Here is a 20,275-nt window from a genome sequence, read left to right as displayed (position 1 = left end):
GCCCCCGGCCGTGGTCCTACGACCACGGCCCGATGCCGTCACCCGGGAGCGACGACTACCGTGCGGTACGTGTATCCGTCCCCGCAGCCCGAAGCTGCCCCCCACGCCACGCCCGACGAGTTCCGGGCAGCCCTCTCCCAGCTCGCCGCCGGCGTGAGCCTGGTGACCGTCCACGACGAGGAGGACGGCGAGGACGTCGGCATGACCGCCACGTCCTTCCTCTCGGTGTCCCTGGACCCGCCGCTGGTGCTGGTCTCGGTCCGCGAGGACTCCCGGATGGACGAGGTGCTCTCCCGGAACGACACCTGGGCGGTCTCGGTGCTCACCGAGGGGCAGAAGGCGCTCGGCTCCCGCTTCGCCATGAAGGGCCGGCTCAGCGACCGGCTGCTGTTCGCGGACACCCCGCACCACCGCGGCGCCCGCACCGGGGCCCCGCTGATCGAGGGCGCGCTGGCCACCGTCGAGTGCCGCACCGAACAGCGGATACCCGCGGGCGACCACACCCTGCTGATCGGCCGCGTACTGGAAGCCGTGGTCCCCACCCCCGGCGGCCGCCCGCTGCTCTACTTCCGCGGCGGCTACCGCACGCTGGGCTGAAACGGTTCGCCAGGCGGCACTACCACCCGGCGGTCCGCCCTACTCGCCGCGCGGCGACCGCCGACCCTGCTTGAGGTCGGAACGGTGCCGCTTGTTCTCCAGCCGCCGCTCCACCATCCCCCGGCTCGGCCTGGTCGCCCGGCGGGCCTTCGGCGGCGGCGCGCACGCCTCGCTCAGCACCACCCCCAGCCGCACCGCGGCCGCCTCCCGGTTGCGCCACTGCGAGCGGAACTCCGAGGCCTGGATCACCAGCACCCGGCCGTCCACCAGGCGGTGCGCCAGCCGCTCCAGGGCGCGGGTGCGCCACACCTCGGGCAGCGCCTTCGAGGCGACCAGGTCGAACCGCAGCTCCGCCTTGGAGTCGGAGGTGTTGACGTGCTGGCCACCGGGGCCGGAGGAACGCGAGAAGCGCCAGACGAGCTCGGCGTCGGGGACGACCACCGACCCCCGTACGCGGATGGGCTCGGACATGCGCCCATCATCCCGCGCGACCCCCGCCGAGGTCACCCGGTTATCCGGACCTGCCCGCACCCCCGACAATGGCCTACGTGATCGAGCTCGGCTACTCCCTCTCCAACCGCTTCCCCGACCCCCCGCAGACCGACTACCGCACCGCCCCCGTGCGCGCGCTGCGGTACGACCTGTTCTGCGGCGACGTCTACCTGGACGCCGAGGGCGCCGAACTCTCCACCCGCTGGGCCTGGGTCCCGGTGCTGGACTTCGCCTGGGCGCTGTGCGACATCGTCGAGCAGCTCGACCGCGACCCGGACGGCTCCCGGGCCGCCCGGGTGCAGACCGCCGACCTCGACTTCACCCAGAACACCGAGCTGCTGCGCTTCGCCCGCCGGTTCAACTGGGTCGAGGTCACCGCGACCTGGCTGCGCGACGAGCCCCCGGCCGTGGTCCGGCACAGCGAGCTGCGGCGCGAGGCCCGGGACTTCCTCCAGGACACCCTCGCCGACCTGTTCGACATGCACCCCGACCTGGCCGACAACCCGAACATCTGGACGCTGCAGGGCCGCTTCCCCCGGGTCTGACACCCGGACCCGACCGACCCTGCCAAGGCTTTGCCCGTCCTTTGCCCGGCTTTGACACCCACGAAGAATTCACGGGTTCCCCGGAACCAAGACGACCGAGTACCGCGTTGTCCCGGGAAAAGCGAACGAAGGGACTGCAATCGCCATGCCAGTGAGCCTCTCCAAGGGTGGCAACGTCTCGCTGACCAAGGAGGCCCCCGGCCTGTCCGCGGTCAGCATCGGCCTGGGCTGGGACACCCGCACCACCACCGGCGCCGAATTCGACCTCGACGCCAGCGCGATCGTCCTGAACGCGGACGGCAAGGTGCTGTCCAACGCGCACTTCGTGTTCTTCAACAACACCAGCACGCCGGACAACACCGTCGTGCACACCGGTGACAACCGGACCGGCGAGGGCGCGGGCGACGACGAGTCGATCAACGTCAACCTGGCCGGCCTGCCCGCCGAGGCCGTCAAGATCACCTTCCCGGTCACCATCTACGACGGCACCGCCCGCGGCCAGAACTTCGGCCAGGTCCGGAACGCCTACATCCGCGTGGTGAACGCGGCCGGCGGCGCCGAGATCGCCCGGTACGACCTCTCCGAGGACGCCGCCACCGAGACCGCGATGATCTTCGGTGAGCTCTACCGCAACGGCGGCGAGTGGAAGTTCCGCGCGGTCGGCCAGGGCTACGCCTCCGGCCTGGCCGGCATCGCCCAGGACTTCGGCGTCCAGATCTGACGCAGCAGGGGCGCGAACGCCGAGGGGCGGGAAGTCGGTCGACTTCCCGCCCCTCGGCGTCGGTGTCCTTCGGCGGCGGGCCGCTCAGCGCGAGGCGCGCAGCTCCGGGAGCTCGATCAGTTCGGTCTCGTCCTCGGGCGTCAGGTCCACCACGGTCACCCCGTCCGGCTCGGCGTCCCCGGCGCGCACCGGCTGCTCCAGGTGCTCCGGGTGCTCCAGGTGCTCCAGGTGCTCGACCGGCACCTCCGTAGCAGCCTCCCGGGCCTCCCGGGCCTCCTGCGCCTCGGCCTTCGCCTTCGCGGCGACCGCCTCGTCGCCCACCACGTCCGCCAGGTCCGCCCGCTCCCCCAGCTCGGCGACGCTGCCCACCGCCGGCGCCGGAACGGCCGCCCGGACCGCCGCGCCCTGGCCGCGGCCGAAGAAGCTGAACCCCTGCCCGCGCACCTGCCCGGACTGGGCCGGACGCGGCCGCTGCCGCTCCGCCGGCGCCGACCCGACGGCCGGGGCGCCCGGCGCCCCGCCCAGCTGGCCGACCGTCGCGGTCAGCGCCGGGCGCAGCGGCGTGGGCCGCACCGGGGTCCGCCCGGCCGGCGCCTGCGCCGGGGTCGGCACCGAGGGCGCCACCGGGGCGGGCACGGACACCGCACCCGGCACCGGAGCGGCCTCCACGGCCGGACGGGCCTGAGCTGCCTGAGCGGACGGCGCGGCCTGGACGGACGGAGCGGCCGGAGCCGTCCGCGCCCGCAGCGCGACCTCCGCGCCCGCCGTGCGCTCCCGCTCGGCCTCCTGCTCGGCGGCGCGCCGCTCCAGCAGCCGCAGCACGGACGCGGCGCGCACGAACGCGGCCGGACTGGCCGGGTACTTGGGACGGCTCGCGGCGAGCGCCCGCTGGGCCGCCTCGGCCTCCTTGAGCGCCTGCTCGGCGACGGCCACGGCCCGCTCCCGGAGCAGCCGGGCGATCTCGGTCTCGGCCTTGGCCAGCCGCGACTTCTCCGCCGTCAGCCGCCGACCGAAGCGGGTGGCCCGCTCCTCGGCGACCTCGGCCGCGTACTCGGCCTCGGCGAGCTGCTCCTCGAAGCGCTCCTCGGCCCGCAGCCGCTGCGCCGCGGACATCTCGGCGGCCGCCCGGGCCGCCTTGTCGCGCTGACGCAGCAGCACCGCGAAGCCGAGCGTGGCGATCAGTGCGGCGACACCCACCGAGCGCACCAGGACGGTGTCCTGACTGAAGACCAGAGCGGCCAGTGCGGCGACCAGCAGCACGCCGGCGGCGGTGGGGGGAAAGACCCGGCCGAGGACGGAGGAATGACGGTGGCGTCCGCGAGACATGCCAAGAAACTAGCGTGCGAATTGGGGCCGTGTCAGCCCAGGGTCCCCTTCCACCCTTGACAGTGGGGATTTTTTACCGCATGTGCCCGGCTTTTCACTCAAGATCACGAAAAAGGGCCTGCTCAGCGCCGTCCGACCGGATCCGGCCGATCCGTCAGCGGTGCGAGGCCGCCGGACCGCCCGGGTCGTCGTGGTCCTCCGGCAGCTTGCACACGTGCTGCAGCCAGAGCGCCGCCGCGATCACCGCGGCGCCCGCCAGCACGGCGAGCCCGGCGGTCACCGCCTGGTCCTTGCGCGCCGACACGTCCAGTTCGCCGAGCAGGTAGATCCCGGCCCCGGCGTAGATGCCGGTGACCACCGCGGAGACCAGCGCGCTGGCCTGGCCGAGCACCACCGCCCGGGCCGCCAGCAGCGGGTCGACCCCCTTCGCGCCGGGCTGCCGCTCGCGCACCGCCTTCAACCGGGCCCGCAGCGAGAGCGCGGTCGCCAGCAGGACCACCGCCACCGCCGCCAGCACCACCGGGGCCGCCGCCGGTACGGCCGGCAGCGTGTCCAGGGACGCCCACAGCTTGGACCCGGCCCAGGACAGCGCCGTCGTCGCGGCGGTGATGCCGATCAGCAGACGGAGGCGAAGCAGCTTCACTCGGAGGTGATCCTTCCCGGGGTTGCCAGAGCCGACCGCCCGCCCGGTGGCCCGGTGCGGCGGCGTCAGGCCACCGTACCGGGACGGGACGGGCGGACATCTACTCGTACGGCCGGGCCCGGTCGCCGAGTTCCCGGCCGATCCGGCGGCCCCGGCCGACCCGGCCGCGGGGGCCGGGTCCTGCGCGGTGCTACTCCGGCAGCGTCAGCCGGATGTCGTCGCGGCGCTTCACGCCCTGCGCGTCCGGGCCGCCGAGCGCCTCCAGCAGCGCGCCGACCAGCCCGTGCCCCGGCACCTCGGCCTCGGGCTGGGCGTCCAGCCAGGGGGCGAGCACGAAGGCACGCTCGTGCGAGCGCGGGTGCGGCAGCAGCAGCTGCGGGTCCTCGCTGACCACGCCCTCGTAGGCCAGGATGTCGACGTCCAGGGTGCGCGGGCCCCAGCGGACCTCCCGGACCCGTCCGAAGGCGTCCTCGATCGCGTTGCCGCGCTCCAGCAGGTCCCGCGGCGGCAGCGAGGTGCGCAGCACCACGACCGCGTTGTAGTAGTTGGGCTGTTCCTCCGGGCCGCCGACGGCCTCGGTCTCGTAGATCGCCGAAACGGCCTTGATCCTCAGCCCGGGGGTGTCCGCGAGCGCGTCGACGGCACCCTGGAGGGTGTCCAGCCGGTTGCCCAGGTTGCTGCCGAGCGCGATCACCGCACACCGCTGGCTGTGCAGCGTGGTGTCGGCGGAGTCCACCCGGCTCTCCAGGTCGAACGCGTTCGGCTCGGCGATCGGGTCACTGCTGTTCATCGAAGAAATCCCTCTGCATCGGAAACCAGGCGCGCGGTGGGGGTCATGCGCGGCCCCGGTGGATGGTCACGGTCACGTCGTCGAACGGCACGGTGATCGGGGCGTCCGGCTTGTGCACGGTGACCTCGACCTCCTCGACCGCGTCGTGCTTGAGGCACTGGTCGGCGATCCGCTGCGCCAGGGTCTCGATCAGGTCGACCGGTTCGCCGGCGATGATCGCGGTGACCTCCTCGGCCACGATGCCGTAGTGCGCCGTGCGGGTGAGGTCGTCTCCGGACGCGGCGGGGCGGGTGTCCAGGTACAGCACGAGATCGACCACGAAGGTCTGGCCCTCGACGCGCTCGCGCTCGAAGACGCCGTGGTGGCCCCGGGCTCGCAGCCCCCGCAGGGTGACGCGGTCCAGCAAACGAATCACTGCTCCCAGTCGGACGGGCCCCGCCCGGAGGAAGGCATGGACGGGCAGGGCGAAGACGGGCATCACGCCCGCCACTCCGTTTCGAATCTACCCGCGAGCGCGGACAACGCCTGACCGTCCTACCCGGCACGAACCGTCGCCACGCGCACCGAAATGGCGATTGACGTGAACGTTCGGTGACCACCCGGAAATTCCCCGGCGACCGCCCGGCACCGAATTCCCGCGGCCCCCGGAATCAGTCCTCGTCGTCCTCGTCACCGCTGGTCAGAACGGGTGAACCGTGGTGCGACCAGAGCTTCCACCCGGCCGGGGTGCGACGGAACAGATTGCTCGACACGACCTTTCCGCCGACCAGCGGCCCGAGTTCCCCCTCCTCCTCGGCCTCACCCCCGGAGAGGATGTTCTCGGTGCACGTGACAAGGGCCACATCCCCGTGCACCTCGGCCTCGACATCGGTCAGGAAGAACTGGATGTACTCCGTGTTCATCATGATCAGCATGTACGAGCGGGTCACCTGCGCCCGCCCGCGCAGCACCGGCCAGCCGGGGTGGACGCAGACCACGCCGCCCTTGTCGTCGGCGTGCTCGGGCCCCAGCCAGGCCTCCTCGACCGCCTCGACGTCCCCGCGCTCCAGCGCCTCGTAGAACGCCCGGTTCGCCGCGAGCACCGCCTCCAGGTCCACCTCCCGGGCCTTCCCGGCCGTCCCGCCGCTCACCCTGCCGTCACCTGTCACAGACCCTCCCTCACCCCAGCCGCGCCGCGCGCTGCCAGGCCGCGACCACGCGGACGGCGTCCGCCGTACCGGACACGTCGTGCACCCGGACCGCCCAGGCGCCCGCCCGGGCCGACAGCACCGACACCGCGGCGGTCGCGTCGTCCCGCTCGCGGGCCGGGCGCAGTTCCCCGGTTTCCGGGTCGGCGAGCAGCGTACCCAGGAACCGCTTGCGCGAAGCCGCGACGAGGACGGGACGGCCGAGCGCGGTCAGCGCGTCCAGCCGGCCGAGCAGCGCCCAGTTGTGCTCGGCGGTCTTGGCGAAGCCCAGCCCCGGGTCGAGGACCAGCTGGTCCTCCTTGACCCCGGCGGCCAGCAGCGCGTCCATCCGCCCGGTCAGTTCCTCGACCACGTCCCGCACGACGTCCCGGTAGACGGCCAGCCGCTCCATGTCGGCGGACTGCCCGCGCCAGTGCATGACCACGAAGGGCGCGCCGGTCTCGGCGACCACCCGGGCCATCGCCGGGTCGGCGAGCCCGCCGGAGACGTCGTTGACGATCGCGGCACCGGCCTCCACGGCCCGCTCGGCGACCGAGGCCCGCATGGTGTCGACCGACACCACCACCCCGGCGGCGGCCAGCTCGCGCACCACCGGCAGCACCCGGCGCAGCTCCTCGTCCTCGGGCACCCGCTGGGTGCCCGGCCGGGTGGACTCGCCGCCGACGTCCACCAGGTCCGCGCCGCGGGCCCGCAGGGCCAGCCCGTGCGCGATCGCCTTGGCGGCGTCGAACCAGAGCCCGCCGTCCGAGAAGGAGTCGGGCGTGACGTTGACCACGCCCATCACGGCGCAGCGGTCGAGCCGCGGCAGTCCGGCCGGCAACGAGAAGGACGGCATATCGCTGGTGGGCCCATTGCTCATGCCCCCATTATCGAACGGGGCCCCCGCCGGTGGTTCCCGGCGGGGGCCCCGAAGGGTGCGGGCCGGCCTCAGGCCGCCTCGCCGACCTCGCGGGTCGACGGGACGGGCATCAGGCCCTCGCGCTGGCGCTTGCGGCCGAAGCGCGGCATCCCGAGGGTGATGAAGGCCTCCGCCTGCATCGCGGCGAAGCCGATCCGCGGCAGGTCCCGGGTGCTCGGGAAGACCAGGAAGCGCGGCTCCCACTCGGGCTGGAACTTGGCGTTGAACTTGTACAGCGACTCGATCTGGAACCAGCGCGACAGGAACACCAGCAGTCCGCGCCAGGCGCGCAGCACCGGGCCGGCGCCGATCCGCTCGCCGCGGGCGAGCGCGGAGCGGAACATCGCGAAGTTGAGCGACACCCGGCGGATGCCCAGGGCGCCCACCTCCTGGAGGGCGGCGACGATCAGCAGCTCGTTCAGGCCCGGGTCGGCGGCGCGGTCGCGGCGCATCAGCTCCAGCGAGATGCCGTCCGGCCCCCAGGGCACGAAGTGCAGCACGGCCTTGAGGTCGTCGCCGCTCTCGCCCTCCTCGGGGGCCTTGTGGGCGGTGACCACCACGCAGTCCTCGTCCAGCGGGTCGCCGAAGCGTCCCAGGGCCATCGAGAAGCCGCGCTCGGTGTCGGTGCCGCGCCAGCGGGCGGCGGCGTCGGCGATCCGGTACTTCTCCTCGACGGTGAGGTCGGAGACCCGGCGCACCTTGCAGGAGTAGCCGTTGCGCTCGATCCGCTTGACCATCTGGCGGACGTTGCGCATGGCCCGGCCGGCGAGCGAGAAGGTCGCGGTGTCGACGATCGCCTCGTCGCCCAGCTCCAGCGCGTCCAGGCCCGCCTCACGGGTCCAGACCTCGCCGCCGACCTCGCTGCAGCCCATCACGGCCGGCACCCAGGCGTGCTCGCGGGCCTCGGCCATGAACACCTTGATCGCACCCGGCCAGGCCTCCACGTCGCCGACCGGGTCGCCGGAGGCGAGCATCACACCGGAGACCACCCGGTAGGAGATCGCGGCCTTGCCGGTGGGCGAGAACAGCACGCTCTTGTCGCGGCGCAGCGCGAAGTAGCCGAGCGAGTCGCGCTCGCCGTGCCGCTTGAGCAGCTCGCGGACCTTCTCCTCGTCCTCGGCGGTGAGCTCCGGCTTGGGCTTGCCAGGGCGCAGCGCCAGGTAGGCGGTGGTGAAGGCGGTCAGCAGGCCGAGGCCGCCGAGCAGGTAGGCGACCAGGTCGGACATCCGCGCGTTGTTGTAGCGGACCGGGCCCTCGAAGCCGAACAGCCCGTACCCGACGTGCTGCAGCCGCTCCAGCAGGGCGGGGTGCCCCACCTCGTACTTGGTGCGGGTGCTCACGATCAGCAGGCCGAGCAGCACGCTGAGGACGCCCATGACGACCAGGTTGACCACCGCGCCCCAGCGGGTGCGCGGGTCGGCCTTGGCGTAGAACTCGCGCTGGTGCACCAGCATCACGGCGAGGACCACCAGCGAGACGACCGCCGGGCCGATCTGGTGCCAGCGCACGATGTGCAGCGAGGCGCTGAGCGGCAGCAGCACGCAGACCGCCCGCCAGGCCCGCCGCTTGCGCCGGCGCAGCGCGTGCGCCAGCGGCACCAGCAGGATGCCGACCATCAGCGTGCCGACCGCGGCCAGGCTGGTGGTGCCGCCCGGCAGCTGCCCGGCGAAGGTGTGCATCTTGGTGTGCCGGAGCTTGGGGAACACCGCGCTGGCGATGTCCACCAGCCCGATCAGCAGACAGGCGTAGCCGACGGCACCGGGGAGCCAGGCCCTCGGGACGGCGGCCGCCTGGTTGCGCAGCGTCTGCAGGCCGCGCCGACGGCGCGGCGGCTGCTCGGGGCTCGGCTCAACGGACACGGGAACGCTCATGGAAGCTCAGCGTAGAGGCTGCGGGGCGGTGTCCGTTCACTCCGGGGGAGCACGTGTGATGGACCTTCATGCGTATTCCTTCATCGGGCAATGCGCATACCAAGGATCCGGAAACGGACGGTAATCCGGTGCCGTGGGCGCGCTGCGGGTTGAGCCGGGGGTGGGAGCCGTGGGTCCGCCGCCGCGTGGCGGGGCACGGCCCTCCGGTACGTCGTACGTACGGTGGACGCCGCATTCTAGGGCGCCGGTTGCCCCGGACCTCCCCCCACCCTCCCGACCCAGCCGGGACGTCCGGACAGCCTAGCTGCGGTGGCCCGGCCTGACGGCCCGCCAGACGATGAAGCCTGCATCGACAGTGTCCCACCGGAAGGCCGACGGCATGGAACTGACCAGCAACGTGCTGGTGAACGCGCTGCTCGCACTCGGGGCCGCGGCCCTGCTCACCACCCTGTGGGTCTGGCCCCGGCTGGCCCGGCAGCGTCCGCTCCCGGTGCTCGGCAGGATCGGGCTGCTGACCGTCGTTCAGGTCTCGATCCTCGCGGTGCTGGCGCTGTCGGTGAACAACTCCTTCGGCTTCTACACCTCCTGGGACGACCTGCTCAGCCCCGGCGGCGCCAAGCTCGCGCTGGCCGGCAACGAGAACCACAAGGGCGGCACCCCGGTCTCCGACCAGCTGGTCCGGCCGACCAACGAGGGCGGCATGGAGAGCGCCCCCAACCTCCCCAAGGGCCCGCCGGAGGAGGTCGGGAAGATCGAGTCGGTCCGGGTCAACGGCAAGGAGACCGGTTTCTCCGACCAGATGTTCGTCTACCTGCCGCCCGAGTACTTCGACCCGAAGTTCGCCCTGGTCCGCTTCCCCGCCGTGGTGGCCCTGGCCGGCTTCCCGGGCACCACCCTGAACCTGCTCAAGGAGCTGCCGCTGGTGCAGACCGCGGTGGAGCTGCAGCGCTCCGGCAAGATGCCGCCGACCGTCCTGGTGCTGGCCCGCCCGTCGGTGGTCCCGGCCCGGGACACCGAGTGCGTGGACGTCCCCGGCGGGCCGCGCAGCGAGACCTGGTTCGTCAAGGACGTGCCCGAGGCCCTGCAGAGCGCGTACCGGCTCGGCCGCTCGGCCGCCTCCTGGGGCCTGTTCGGCTACTCCACCGGCGGCAGCTGCGCGATGCGGCTGTCGATGCGCTTCCCGAACGTCTACGGCAGCGCCGCGGGCCTGCACGGCGACTTCGCGGTGCGCCAGGACCAGTACACCGGCGGCGACCTCTTCAACGGCGACAAGGCCCTGACCCAGCAGCACGACCTCGGCTGGCGGCTGCAGAACCTCCCGGCCCCGCCGCTCAACCTGCTGGTGGTCTCCACCCGCAAGGAGTCGGACTACCCGCAGACCGTCCAGTTCGTCGACCAGGCCACCCAGGTCGCGGCGGCCAATCCGCAGTTCAAGGTGGAGTCGCTGTACCTGGACGACGGCGGCCACAACTTCGACAGCTGGACGCGGGAGCTGCCGGCCTCGCTGGAGTGGCTGGGCTCCCACCTCGGCTGAGGCGTGCGGGTGATTACCCGCCGGTCGGCCCGGCCGGCGGCCGGTTCGGGGGGACGTATCGCGGCCGCCCGCCCGACCACCGGCGGGCGCCGCCCCGGATCCGCGCAGGAGGCGCCGTGCTGAGCACCAGATCGCTCTTCAACGAGATCTACCGGAACGACCAGGCCTACCAGCTGTTCTGCAGCATCGCGGCCGGCGGCGAGGACCAGGGCGGCTGGGAGAACGAGCGGATCACCGCCCTCACCCCGGACCCGGTGCTCGCCCCGAAGGTCGCCCGGCACGGCGCGGACGAGCGCAAGCACGGCCGGATCTTCACCCAGCTGCTGAACAAGCGCGGACTGCCCAAGGTGCCCGTCCCGGACGAGGCCGACTACTGCATGCTGCTGGAGCGCCAGGGCGTCGGCCTGTCCCACGAGCGGCTGCTCGGCGAGGCCCCGCTGACCGACCGCGAGATCATCACCTACCTCGCGCACAGCCGGGTCACCGAGCAGCGCGCCGCCGAGCAGATGCGCCAACTGGTCAAGGTCTACGGGGACAACCCCGACCTCGGCCGGGCGATGCGGATGATCTCCGCCGACGAGGACAACCACCTCGCCTACTGCCACGAGGAGCTACTGCGGCTGGTCGCCGACGGCCACGGACCGTACGTCCGGCACACCCTGGAGACCTGCGCCCGGGGCGAGATCCGCACCCACCGGGACGTCGGCCTCGCCGTCACCGCCCGGATGGCGCGGATCCTGCGCTGGCCCCGCTGGCAGCTGGCCGTGGTCACCCTCGGGGTGCACGCCCTCTACCTGTACGACCGGGCCTTCGGCTGGCGCCGGATGGTCACGCTGCGGATGCCGGAGCGCCGCAACGCACTGGGCACCCCGGCCCCGCCGCACGCGGAGCCCGAGGTGCCCTGAGCCGGGGCCGGTCGCCGCCTGGCGACCGGTGCCCGTACGTACCTTGCCGCTACCTGCCGATGATGAGGCTCATCGCCTCGGCCCGGGTGGCCGGGTCGCGCAGCTGGCCGCGCACGCAGGAGGTGATGGTCTTGGCGCCGGGCTTGCGGATGCCGCGCATCGACATGCACATGTGCTCGCACTCGACCACGACGATCGCCCCGCGCGGCTCCAGGATCCGCATCAGCGCGTCGGCCACCTGGCTGGTCAGCCGCTCCTGCACCTGCGGCCGGCGGGCGTAGACGTCGACCAGCCGGGCCAGCTTGGACAGCCCGGTGATCTTGCCGCTGGGGGACGGGATGTACCCGACGTGCGCGACGCCGCGGAACGGCACCAGGTGGTGCTCGCAGACCGAGGTCAGCTCGATGTCCTTGACCAGCACCATCTCGTCGTGGCCGAGGTCGAAGGTGGTGGTCAGGACGTCCTCGGGCTCCTGCCACAGGCCCGCGAATATCTCCTTGTAGGCCCGCGCGACCCGGGCCGGCGTCTCCAGCAGGCCCTCGCGGTCGGGGTCCTCCCCGACCGCGAGCAACAGTTCACGGATGGCGTTCTCGGCCCGCTTCTGGTCGAAGGCACCGACGGCGGGCGGACCGTCGAGCGTCACCGGGTCGATCATGCGGGCCTCGCTTACTCGTGGGAAGACTCTGGCTGAACAGCACGGATGCCGCGCCTCCAGGGTACAAACCCTGGTGACGCGGCATCCATTCCTACCGGAGTGCGGCTCAGCCCTCGGTCGGCGGCTCGGCCGCCGGCAGCGGCGGGAGCTTCACGATGTCGACCGGAGCGGTGTCGGAGGCGGCGGCGCCGTTGGTGAGCGCCAGCTCCTTCGGCGACTGCACCGGCGGCCGGGTGGACGGCGTGCGACGGGCGGAGCCCGTCCAGGCCGGCCGGGCCGGGCGCTTGACGATCGGGGCGAAGATCTCGGCGATCTGCTCCTTGTTCAGGGTCTCCTTCTCCAGGAGCTCCAGAACCAGGTTGTCGAGCACGTCGCGGTTCTCGACCAGGATCTCCCAGGCCTCGTTGTGCGCGCTCTCGATGAGCTTCTTGACCTCTTCGTCGACCAGCCCGGCGACCTCTTCCGAGTAGTCGCGCTGGTGGCCCATCTCACGACCGAGGAAGGGCTCCGAAGCGTCGTTGCCGAACTTGATCGCGCCCAGGCGCTCGGTCATGCCGTACTGGGTGACCATGGCCCGCGCCGTGGCGGTGGCCTTCTCGATGTCGTTCGAGGCACCGGTGGTCGGGTCGTGGAAGACCAGCTCCTCCGCAGCGCGCCCGCCCAGCATGTAGGCCAGCTGGTCGAGCATCTCGTTGCGGGTGGTGGAGTACTTGTCCTCCTCCGGCAGCACCATGGTGTAGCCGAGGGCCCGACCGCGGGACAGGATGGTGATCTTGTGCACCGGGTCGCTGTACTGGCAGGCCGCCGCGACCAGGGCGTGACCGCCCTCGTGGTACGCGGTGATCTTCTTCTCCTTGTCGGACATGATCCGCGTGCGCTTCTGCGGACCGGCCACGACGCGGTCGATCGCCTCGTCCAGGATGCCGTTGTCGATCAGCTTCTTGTCCGAGCGGGCGGTCAGCAGCGCGGCCTCGTTGAGCACGTTCGAGAGGTCGGCGCCGGTGAAGCCGGGGGTGCGCTTGGCGACGGCCGACATGTCGACGTCGGGCGCGATCGGCTTGCCCTTCTGGTGCACCTTGAGGATGTCCAGACGGCCCTGGAGGTCGGGACGCTCGACCGCGATCTGACGGTCGAAGCGGCCCGGGCGCAGCAGCGCCGGGTCCAGGATGTCGGGGCGGTTGGTCGCCGCGATCAGGATCACGCCGCCCTTGACGTCGAAGCCGTCCATCTCGACCAGCAGCTGGTTGAGGGTCTGCTCGCGCTCGTCGTGGCCGCCGCCGAGACCCGCACCGCGGTGCCGGCCGACGGCGTCGATCTCGTCGACGAAGATGATCGCCGGAGCGTTCGCCTTGGCCTGCTCGAAGAGGTCGCGGACGCGGCTGGCGCCGACACCCACGAACATCTCGACGAAGTCGGAGCCGGAGATCGAGTAGAACGGCACCCCGGCCTCGCCCGCGACGGCACGCGCCAGCAGGGTCTTGCCGGTCCCGGGCGGGCCGTAGAGCAGCACACCCTTGGGGATCTTGGCGCCGACGGCCTGGAACTTGGCCGGCTCCTGGAGGAACTCCTTGATCTCGTGGAGCTCCTCGACCGCCTCGTCGGCACCCGCGACGTCCGAGAAGGTGGTCTTCGGGGTGTCCTTGGTGAGCAGCTTGGCCTTGGACTTGCCGAACTGCATGACGCGCGAGCCGCCGCCCTGCATCTGGTTCATCAGGAACAGGAAGACCAGGACGATGATCACGATCGGCAGCATCGACAGCAGCAGGCTGACGAAGGTGCTCTGCTTCTCGGGACTGACCGTGTAGCCCTCGGCGAGGGTGTTCGGGTCCTTGTCGTTGATCTGGGCCTGCAGCTTGTCGGCGATCGCCACACCTTGGTCACCGATGTACGAGGCCTGGAACTTGTTGCCGGACGGGACCTTGCCCGTACCGGCGTTGGACAGCGTGGCGCCGTCCTTCAACTGGATCTTGATCGTGTTCGAGTCACCGGTGGTGATCTGCGCCGACTTGACGTTGTGCGCATCGATCGCTGCGACGACCTGACCGGTGTCCACCGTCTTGTAGCCGTTCGAGTCCGAAACGACCTGCATCAGTACGATGACGGCGAGGACAGCCAGCACGATCCACATGATCGGCGCACGGAAGTATCGCTTGACGTCCATCCATGCGGAGCGTTGCCGCCCCGTCCCTCCTGCCACTCAGCGGCGCCGGGAGGCTTTGGGCCGCGGCGCAATCCGAATCGATGCTCATGTGAAGAGCGGTTTATTGGACCGTACCGCAGTCGCACCCACCCATGGCGGGAGCACGGCGACACGGCTTAGCTTCTTTGTCCCCCGGTCCAACGGGCGGGAACAACCCTCTGTTCCCGCCCATAGCCCGAACGGAGCCCTCAACCGCCGTAGACGTGCGGGGCGAGGGTCCCGATGAAGGGGAGGTTACGCAGCTTCTCCGCGTAGTCCAGGCCGTAGCCGACCACGAACTCGTTGGGAATGTCGAAGCCGACGTACTTCACGTCGATCTCGACCTTGGCCGCGTCCGGCTTGCGCAGCAGGGTGCAGACCTCCAGCGAGGCCGGGCCGCGCGAGCCCAGGTTGCCCAGCAGCCAGGACAGCGTCAGACCGGAGTCGATGATGTCCTCGACGATCAGGACGTCCCGACCGGCGATGTCGGTGTCCAGGTCCTTCAGGATGCGCACCACACCGGAGGACTTGGTCCCCATGCCGTACGAGGAGACGGCCATCCAGTCCATCGTGACCTGCGAGTGCAGGGTCCGGGCCAGATCGGCCATCACCATGACGGCCCCCTTGAGGACGCCGACGATCAGCAGGTCCTTGCCTGCGTAGTCCCGGTCGATTCGCTCGGCCAGCTCCTGGAGCTTGGCGTCGATCTCGTCCTTGCTGATGAGCACCTTCGCGAGGTCAGCGCCCATGTCGTTCTGGTCCACCGGGGATACGTCCTCAAACGTTCGGGGTCTGTGTGGCCGGCGGCCGGCTCCCCCGGGACGTGCCTCGCCCTCAGTCGCCCTGCCGCCGAAAGACCAGCGTGCCACACCTACGGGTGGCCTCGACGCCCCCGGGTAGGTGCAGCGGCCCCTGGCCGCGCCATCCGGTGACCAGCAGGTCCACCGTCTCCAGGTGCCGGGCGAAGAGGTCCCCGGCCGGACAGCCCGCCCGCAGCGCCGCCCGCCGCAGCACCCGGCGCCGGACGGCGGGCGGCAGTTCGGCCAGTTTCACGGCGTCCAGGGTGCCTTCGCCCGTACGGAGGTCGCGCTCGGCCAGCGAGGCCCACTGGTCGAGGGCGTCGGCGTCGTCCCGGAACAGCCGGGCGGTGCGGGCCAGCGCCTCGACCACGCCGCCGCCGAGGTGCTTCTCCAGCACCGGCAGCACCTCGTGGCGGACCCGGGAGCGGGTGTAGGCGGGATCACAGTTGTGCGGGTCGTCCCAGACCGGGATCGCCTGGGCGGAGCAGGCCTGCAGGGTGGCCGCCCGGTCCAGCTCCAGCAGCGGGCGGCGGTAGCGGCCCTTCTGGGCCGGCATCCCGGCCAGCGAGCGGGAGCCGGAGCCGCGGGCCAGGCCCAGCAGCACGGTCTCGGCCTGGTCGTCCCGGGTGTGGCCGAGCAGCACCGCGATCGCGCCGTGGCGCTCGGCGGCCTCGTCCAGGGCGGCGTAGCGGGCGTCCCGGGCGGCGGCCTCGGGGCCGCCGGCCCGGCCGACCCGCACCGGGACGGCCTCGACCGGGTCCAGGCCCAGCGAGCGCAGGCGCTCGGCGACCTGGGCGGCGCGGTCGGCGGAGCCGTCCTGGAGACCGTGGTCGACGGTGACGGCGCCGACCCGCAGACCGATCTTGGGGGCCTCGAAGGCGGCGGCGATGGCCAGCGCCATCGAGTCGGCGCCGCCGCTGACGGCGACCAGGACCAGCGGCGAGCCGGGGGCGGCCGGGGTGCGCGGCAGCCCGGAGGGGTGGCGGGCGGCGTTGCCGATCAGGGTGGTGCCGACGGCGGCACCGACCAGCGGCGCCCCGGCGGGGCGCCCGCGGGGTTCGCGCACGGGCGCGGTGAAGGTGGTACCGGCCTCGGCGGCGAGGTCGGTGAGCGTACGGCGAACGGCCAGGCGTATCGCGGCGACGGCAGGGTGAGGGCCCACGGCGGACGACTCCTCGACGGAGGGGACAGGGCTGCGGCGGGCGGCCGGAACCGCGCACCTGGATAGCGCCGCGTTACCGGGCGCTCACAGATGGTGGCAGAAAGTGGCGATCCGCTACGCCACCCGCGCCACTGGTACGACCACCGTCCCACGTACGGGTGAATGGAGAAACGTATCTTCACCCATCATCTGCCCGATTGGACCACTCGTACGAGCGGGTTTGACCGCCGCCGACCGACGGCGGTCCCCCGGTACTCCGGGAATGCCCGATCGGGGCCTCCCCGAGGGCCTCCCCGAGGGCCTCAGCGGCCGACCCGGGCGACCCAGGCGGCCGGGTCGTGGATCTCGTCCTTGGTCGGCAGGGTGTTCGGGGACGTCCACACCCGGTTGAAGCCCTCCATGCCGACCTGCTCCACCACCGCCCGGACGAACACCGCGCCGTCCTGGTACTGCCGCAGCTTGGCGTCCATGCCCAGCAGCCGGCGCAGCATCAGGTCCAGCCGGTTCGCCCCGCGGTCGCGGCGCTGCTGGAACTTCTCCCGGATCTCCGCCACCGTCGGCACCACGGCCGGGCCGACGCCGTCCATCACCACGTCCGCGTGACCCTCCAGCAGCGACATCACCGCCGTCAGCCGGCCGAGGATCTCGCGCTGCGCGGGCGACTGGACGATCTCCAGCAGGTTCCCGCCGGAGGCGCTGTCCCGGCCCTCCCGGGCGCCGGTGCCCGGCAGGCCCGCGCCGAGCGAGCCCGCCGCGTCGCGCAGCCGCTCCAGCAGCGCGCCCGGGTCCACGTCCGTCTCGGCCAGGAAGGACTGCACCTCGGACTGGATGTGGTCGCGCAGCCACGGCACCGCGGTGAACTGGGTGCGGTGGGTCTCCTCGTGCAGGCAGACCCAGAGCCGGAAGTCGGACGGGTCGACGTCCAGCTCGCGCTCGACGTGCACGATGTTCGGCGCCACCAGCAGCAGTCGGCCCGGCCCCGGGCCCTCCGGGCCCAGCCGCGGCTTGTCGAACAGCGCCGCCGGGCTGTCCGGCGCCTCCAGCGAGGGCTCGGCCGGGGCGAAGGTCTCGTACTGGCCCAGCACCTTGGTGGACAGGAACGCCAGCAGCGCGCCGACCTCGATCCCGGTGGCCTTCTCCCCCACCGCCCCGAAGACGCCCGCCGCCGCGCCGGTGGCCCGCCGCGCCTGGAGCTTCTCCACCAGCGGCTGGACCACCGTGCGGAAGCCCGCCACGTTCGCCCGGACCCAGCCCGGGCGGTCCACCACCAGCACGGGCGTCGCGGCGGCCGCGGCCAGACTGCTCGACCGCATCCCGGTGAACACCCGGACGTGCTCCTCGGCCTCCAGCGCGTGCCGGCGCAGCTCGGCGACGACCGCCGCCGCCTCGGCCCGGCTCACCTCCGGCCCCGGCCGCACCAACCTGGTCGCAGTAGCGACCGCGAGATTCCAGTCGACCATGTCAGCCCCGCCGCTCGCGCTCGTCATGCCCTCACCGTACGTGCTCCCCACCATCAACGGCAGCCACCCGCCACGAACACCCTGCCCGCCTCCGGGCCCGCTCGAACCCGCCGTCCACGGGCCCGCGACGGCCCGGCGGGCACTGCCCCGGCCGCCCCTTTGACCCGGCGCCGGACAGGGGAACGGGACCGGTGTCGGTCAGTGGCAGCCGCAGGAGGCGAGGCGGGCGGCGATCCGGTCCATGGCGGCGCGGGCGGTGTCCGCCGGCGCCGCGGTGCGGGTCATCACGGCGAAGGCCAGCAGGCGGCCGTCGGCGTCCACCACGGTGCCCGCGAGGGTGTTGACCCCGCTGAGGCTGCCGGTCTTGGCGCGGATCAGGCCGGCCGCGTCGGCGGCGCCGGAGCCCGAGCCGTAGCGCTTGGCCAGGGTGCCGGTGAAGCCGGCCACCGGGAGGCCGGTGAGGACCGGGCGCAGCGCGGGGTGCTGGTCGGAGGAGGCCAACGCGAGGATCCGGACCAGGACGGCGGGCGGGATCCGGTTGTCCGTGTTCAGGCCGCTGCCGTCGTTGAGGACCACGCCGGTCATCGGCACGCCGAGCCTGCCGAGTTCCTTGACGACGGCGCTCGCCGCGCCCTCGTAGCCGGCCGGCTGGTGCCCGGCGAGAGCGACCTGACGGGCGATCGCCTCGGCGAGCTGGTTGTCCGAGGTGGTGAGCAGGCGCTCGACCAGCCGGGCGACGGTCGGCGAGTCGACCTTGCCGAGGACGGGGGCGTCGGCGGCGGCCGGGGAGGCGGCCGGCCTGGCCTTGCCCTCGACGGTGACGCCCTGGGCGGCGAGCATCGTGGCGAAGGCCGTGGCGGCCGCGCCCGCCGGGTCGGCGACCCGGAGCGGGGCCTCGTCCTTGCTCTTCGGGTCGACCTTGGCCTCGTCCACCATCAGCGGGACGACAAGGGCGAGGTTCTCGTTGTCGGGCTTCCGCTGCTGGGTGCTGTCGGGGTACAGCGACAGGTCGTAGCCCAGCCGGACCGTCGTGGTCCCGGCCGCTTTGAGGGCGGTGGCGGTCTGTCGGGCGAGCGCCTCCAGCGAGGCGGGCGCGGTGTCGGCGTCGACGGGCCGGCCGCCGATCTGCACCTGGTCGGCGGGCAGCGCGGTGAGCGTCGGGTCCCCGCCGCCGACCAGGGTGATGCTGCCCGGGTCCGCGCCGCGGACCACCCGGGTGGTGAGCCGGGTGTCGGCGGGGATCAGCGACAGGGCCGCGACCGAGGTGGCCAGCTTGGTGGTGGAGGCCGGGGTGACCGGGGTGTTCTCGTCGGAGCCGTACAGGAGTTGCCCGCCGGCGGCGTCCGCGACGGCGAGGGTCACGGTGCCCAGGCTCTTGTCGGCGAGCGCGGGGGCCAGCGCCTGCTGGAGGCCCTGCGCGGTGGGGACGGCGGCCTCCGGGCCGTCCCCGGCGACGGCCAGCCCGGCGCCCGCGGCGGGCACCGGGCGCGCGACCGGCGTACCGCTGACACCGCCGGCACCGCCGCCACCGCCCGGCGAGGGGGACGGCTGCGCGTACGCACCGCCCCCGCCCAGCACCGCCCCGGCGACCAGAAGGGCCGCTCCGCACAGCCCCGCGGCCGTCCCCCCGCGACGCCGCGCCGCCCCCGCCCCAGCTCCCACCGACCGGCCCCTTTCCCCAGCACTCACTCCCGTAGGAGACACTTGGATTCTGTCAGTCCCTACCTTGGAGGAACCGTTGGAATTCGACGTCCTTATCGAAATCCCGAAGGGCTCTCGTAACAAGTACGAGGTCGACCACGAGACCGGCCGTCTGCGGCTCGACCGGATGCTCTTCACGTCGACCCGTTACCCGGCCGACTACGGCTACGTCGAGGGCACGCTCGGCGAGGACGGCGACCCGCTGGACGCCCTGGTCATCCTGGACGAGCCGACCTTCCCCGGCTGCCTCATCAAGTGCCGTGCCATCGGCATGTTCCACATGACCGACGAGGCCGGCGGCGACGACAAGCTGCTGTGCGTCCCGGCGACCGACCCGCGCTGGGAGCACCTGCGCGACATCCACCACGTGTCGGAGTTCGACCGCCTGGAGATCCAGCACTTCTTCGAGGTCTACAAGGACCTGGAGCCGGGCAAGTCGGTCGAGGGCGCCAACTGGGTCGGCCGTGTCGAGGCCGAGGCCGAGGTCACCGCTTCGGTCAAGCGTCTCGCGGAGCAGGGCGGCCACTGATCCGTCGTTCCGATCTAGGTCGGGACAGCCAGGGGGCCGGGGCCGTACCCAGTGCCATGTGCCTGTCACCGCCTAGGGGTTACCAGGGGCTGTGGGGGTCGATCCATGGGGTCGTCCCTCTACAGTGCCTGCCCGCCGGCGACCCCGGAACCCCTCGTACCGGCCGTGCGCCTGCCTGCGGCGGCCTGTGCGGGTGAGTGGGTGGTTGCTCGCGCAGTTCCCCGCGCCCCTGAATGCCTGCGGCGGCCCGTGGCCTGTGGGTGGGTGGCTGGTGTAGCGC

Annotated in this window: 20 protein-coding genes; 6 read left to right on the top strand and 14 right to left on the bottom strand. The window is 72.6% G+C overall.

Annotated elements, in window-relative coordinates; all coding sequences use genetic code 11:
* Positions 1–60: 60 nt before the first annotated feature.
* Positions 61–597 carry a flavin reductase family protein gene (locus tag ACFV8H_RS37730; RefSeq protein ID WP_380408780.1) on the top strand — a complete coding sequence of 179 codons (537 nt, stop codon included), beginning with the start codon at positions 61–63 and terminating at the stop codon, positions 595–597.
* 39 nt (positions 598–636) lie between these two features.
* On the opposite strand, the gene arfB is transcribed toward ACFV8H_RS37730, so the two are convergent.
* Positions 637–1,068 (bottom strand): alternative ribosome rescue aminoacyl-tRNA hydrolase ArfB, encoded by a 432-nt coding sequence (arfB, locus tag ACFV8H_RS37725; RefSeq protein ID WP_375888725.1) that lies wholly within the window; start codon positions 1,066–1,068, stop codon positions 637–639.
* A 68-nt stretch (positions 1,069–1,136) separates the two neighbouring features.
* On the opposite strand from arfB, the gene ACFV8H_RS37720 reads away from it, so the two are divergent.
* Complete coding sequence (locus ACFV8H_RS37720; RefSeq protein ID WP_375888726.1) at positions 1,137–1,634, top strand: hypothetical protein; 498 nt, start codon at positions 1,137–1,139, stop codon at positions 1,632–1,634.
* Positions 1,635–1,779: 145 nt separating this feature from the next.
* Positions 1,780–2,355 (top strand): TerD family protein, encoded by a 576-nt coding sequence (locus ACFV8H_RS37715; RefSeq protein ID WP_375888729.1) that lies wholly within the window; start codon positions 1,780–1,782, stop codon positions 2,353–2,355.
* 84 nt (positions 2,356–2,439) lie between these two features.
* Here the strand turns inward: ACFV8H_RS37715 and ACFV8H_RS37710 are convergent, their stop codons facing one another.
* The 7 genes from ACFV8H_RS37710 to ACFV8H_RS37680 form a co-directional block, all read right to left on the bottom strand.
* The gene (locus ACFV8H_RS37710; protein WP_380408778.1) at positions 2,440–3,681 is read right to left on the bottom strand and encodes a hypothetical protein; all 1,242 of its coding nucleotides are present in this window, start codon (positions 3,679–3,681) and stop codon (positions 2,440–2,442) included.
* 154 nt (positions 3,682–3,835) lie between these two features.
* On the bottom strand, positions 3,836–4,324 hold the full coding sequence (locus tag ACFV8H_RS37705) for a DUF3180 domain-containing protein (RefSeq protein WP_375888734.1): 489 nt from the start codon (positions 4,322–4,324) through the stop codon (positions 3,836–3,838).
* A gap of 190 nt (positions 4,325–4,514) precedes the next feature.
* Positions 4,515–5,114: a 2-amino-4-hydroxy-6-hydroxymethyldihydropteridine diphosphokinase gene (gene folK, locus ACFV8H_RS37700; protein ID WP_375888736.1), complete on the bottom strand. Its 600-nt coding sequence runs from the start codon at positions 5,112–5,114 to the stop codon at positions 4,515–4,517.
* Positions 5,115–5,157: 43 nt separating this feature from the next.
* Positions 5,158–5,517, bottom strand: coding sequence for a dihydroneopterin aldolase (gene folB, locus ACFV8H_RS37695; RefSeq protein WP_030288941.1), 360 nt, complete (start codon positions 5,515–5,517; stop codon positions 5,158–5,160).
* 247 nt (positions 5,518–5,764) lie between these two features.
* Entirely contained in the window at positions 5,765–6,244 is a 480-nt protein-coding gene (locus tag ACFV8H_RS37690; protein WP_188309659.1) for a nuclear transport factor 2 family protein, read from the bottom strand.
* Between the two features lie 28 nt (positions 6,245–6,272).
* Positions 6,273–7,160 carry a dihydropteroate synthase gene (folP, locus tag ACFV8H_RS37685; RefSeq protein ID WP_380408775.1) on the bottom strand — a complete coding sequence of 296 codons (888 nt, stop codon included), beginning with the start codon at positions 7,158–7,160 and terminating at the stop codon, positions 6,273–6,275.
* Positions 7,161–7,228: 68 nt separating this feature from the next.
* Complete coding sequence (locus ACFV8H_RS37680; protein ID WP_380408773.1) at positions 7,229–9,070, bottom strand: phosphatidylglycerol lysyltransferase domain-containing protein; 1,842 nt, start codon at positions 9,068–9,070, stop codon at positions 7,229–7,231.
* Between the two features lie 379 nt (positions 9,071–9,449).
* On the opposite strand from ACFV8H_RS37680, the gene ACFV8H_RS37675 reads away from it, so the two are divergent.
* Positions 9,450–10,604: an alpha/beta hydrolase gene (locus tag ACFV8H_RS37675; RefSeq protein ID WP_380408771.1), complete on the top strand. Its 1,155-nt coding sequence runs from the start codon at positions 9,450–9,452 to the stop codon at positions 10,602–10,604.
* A gap of 116 nt (positions 10,605–10,720) precedes the next feature.
* Complete coding sequence (locus tag ACFV8H_RS37670) at positions 10,721–11,509, top strand: ferritin-like domain-containing protein (RefSeq protein WP_380408769.1); 789 nt, start codon at positions 10,721–10,723, stop codon at positions 11,507–11,509.
* 49 nt (positions 11,510–11,558) lie between these two features.
* On the opposite strand, the gene folE is transcribed toward ACFV8H_RS37670, so the two are convergent.
* From folE to dacB, 6 genes are all read right to left on the bottom strand, one after another.
* The gene (gene folE / locus ACFV8H_RS37665; RefSeq protein WP_350509225.1) at positions 11,559–12,164 is read right to left on the bottom strand and encodes a GTP cyclohydrolase I FolE; all 606 of its coding nucleotides are present in this window, start codon (positions 12,162–12,164) and stop codon (positions 11,559–11,561) included.
* A 106-nt stretch (positions 12,165–12,270) separates the two neighbouring features.
* Positions 12,271–14,325: an ATP-dependent zinc metalloprotease FtsH gene (gene ftsH / locus ACFV8H_RS37660; protein ID WP_375888747.1), complete on the bottom strand. Its 2,055-nt coding sequence runs from the start codon at positions 14,323–14,325 to the stop codon at positions 12,271–12,273.
* A 227-nt stretch (positions 14,326–14,552) separates the two neighbouring features.
* The gene (gene hpt / locus ACFV8H_RS37655; RefSeq protein ID WP_363441651.1) at positions 14,553–15,107 is read right to left on the bottom strand and encodes a hypoxanthine phosphoribosyltransferase; all 555 of its coding nucleotides are present in this window, start codon (positions 15,105–15,107) and stop codon (positions 14,553–14,555) included.
* 70 nt (positions 15,108–15,177) lie between these two features.
* Positions 15,178–16,305: a tRNA lysidine(34) synthetase TilS gene (tilS, locus tag ACFV8H_RS37650; RefSeq protein ID WP_380408766.1), complete on the bottom strand. Its 1,128-nt coding sequence runs from the start codon at positions 16,303–16,305 to the stop codon at positions 15,178–15,180.
* Between the two features lie 302 nt (positions 16,306–16,607).
* On the bottom strand, positions 16,608–17,792 hold the full coding sequence (locus tag ACFV8H_RS37645) for a zinc-dependent metalloprotease (RefSeq protein ID WP_375888750.1): 1,185 nt from the start codon (positions 17,790–17,792) through the stop codon (positions 16,608–16,610).
* A gap of 171 nt (positions 17,793–17,963) precedes the next feature.
* Entirely contained in the window at positions 17,964–19,247 is a 1,284-nt protein-coding gene (gene dacB / locus ACFV8H_RS37640; protein WP_380408763.1) for a D-alanyl-D-alanine carboxypeptidase/D-alanyl-D-alanine-endopeptidase, read from the bottom strand.
* 256 nt (positions 19,248–19,503) lie between these two features.
* On the opposite strand from dacB, the gene ACFV8H_RS37635 reads away from it, so the two are divergent.
* Positions 19,504–19,995, top strand: a complete 492-nt coding sequence (locus ACFV8H_RS37635) for an inorganic diphosphatase (RefSeq protein ID WP_350517236.1) — start codon at positions 19,504–19,506, stop codon at positions 19,993–19,995.
* Positions 19,996–20,275: the final 280 nt, after the last annotated feature.

Origin of the sequence: Kitasatospora sp. NPDC059827, assembly GCF_042731675.1 — a bacterium.
GTDB lineage: Bacteria > Actinomycetota > Actinomycetes > Streptomycetales > Streptomycetaceae > Kitasatospora.
The sequence above is the reverse complement of the archived record's forward strand: the minus strand, read 5'-3'. Positions and strand labels throughout refer to the sequence as shown.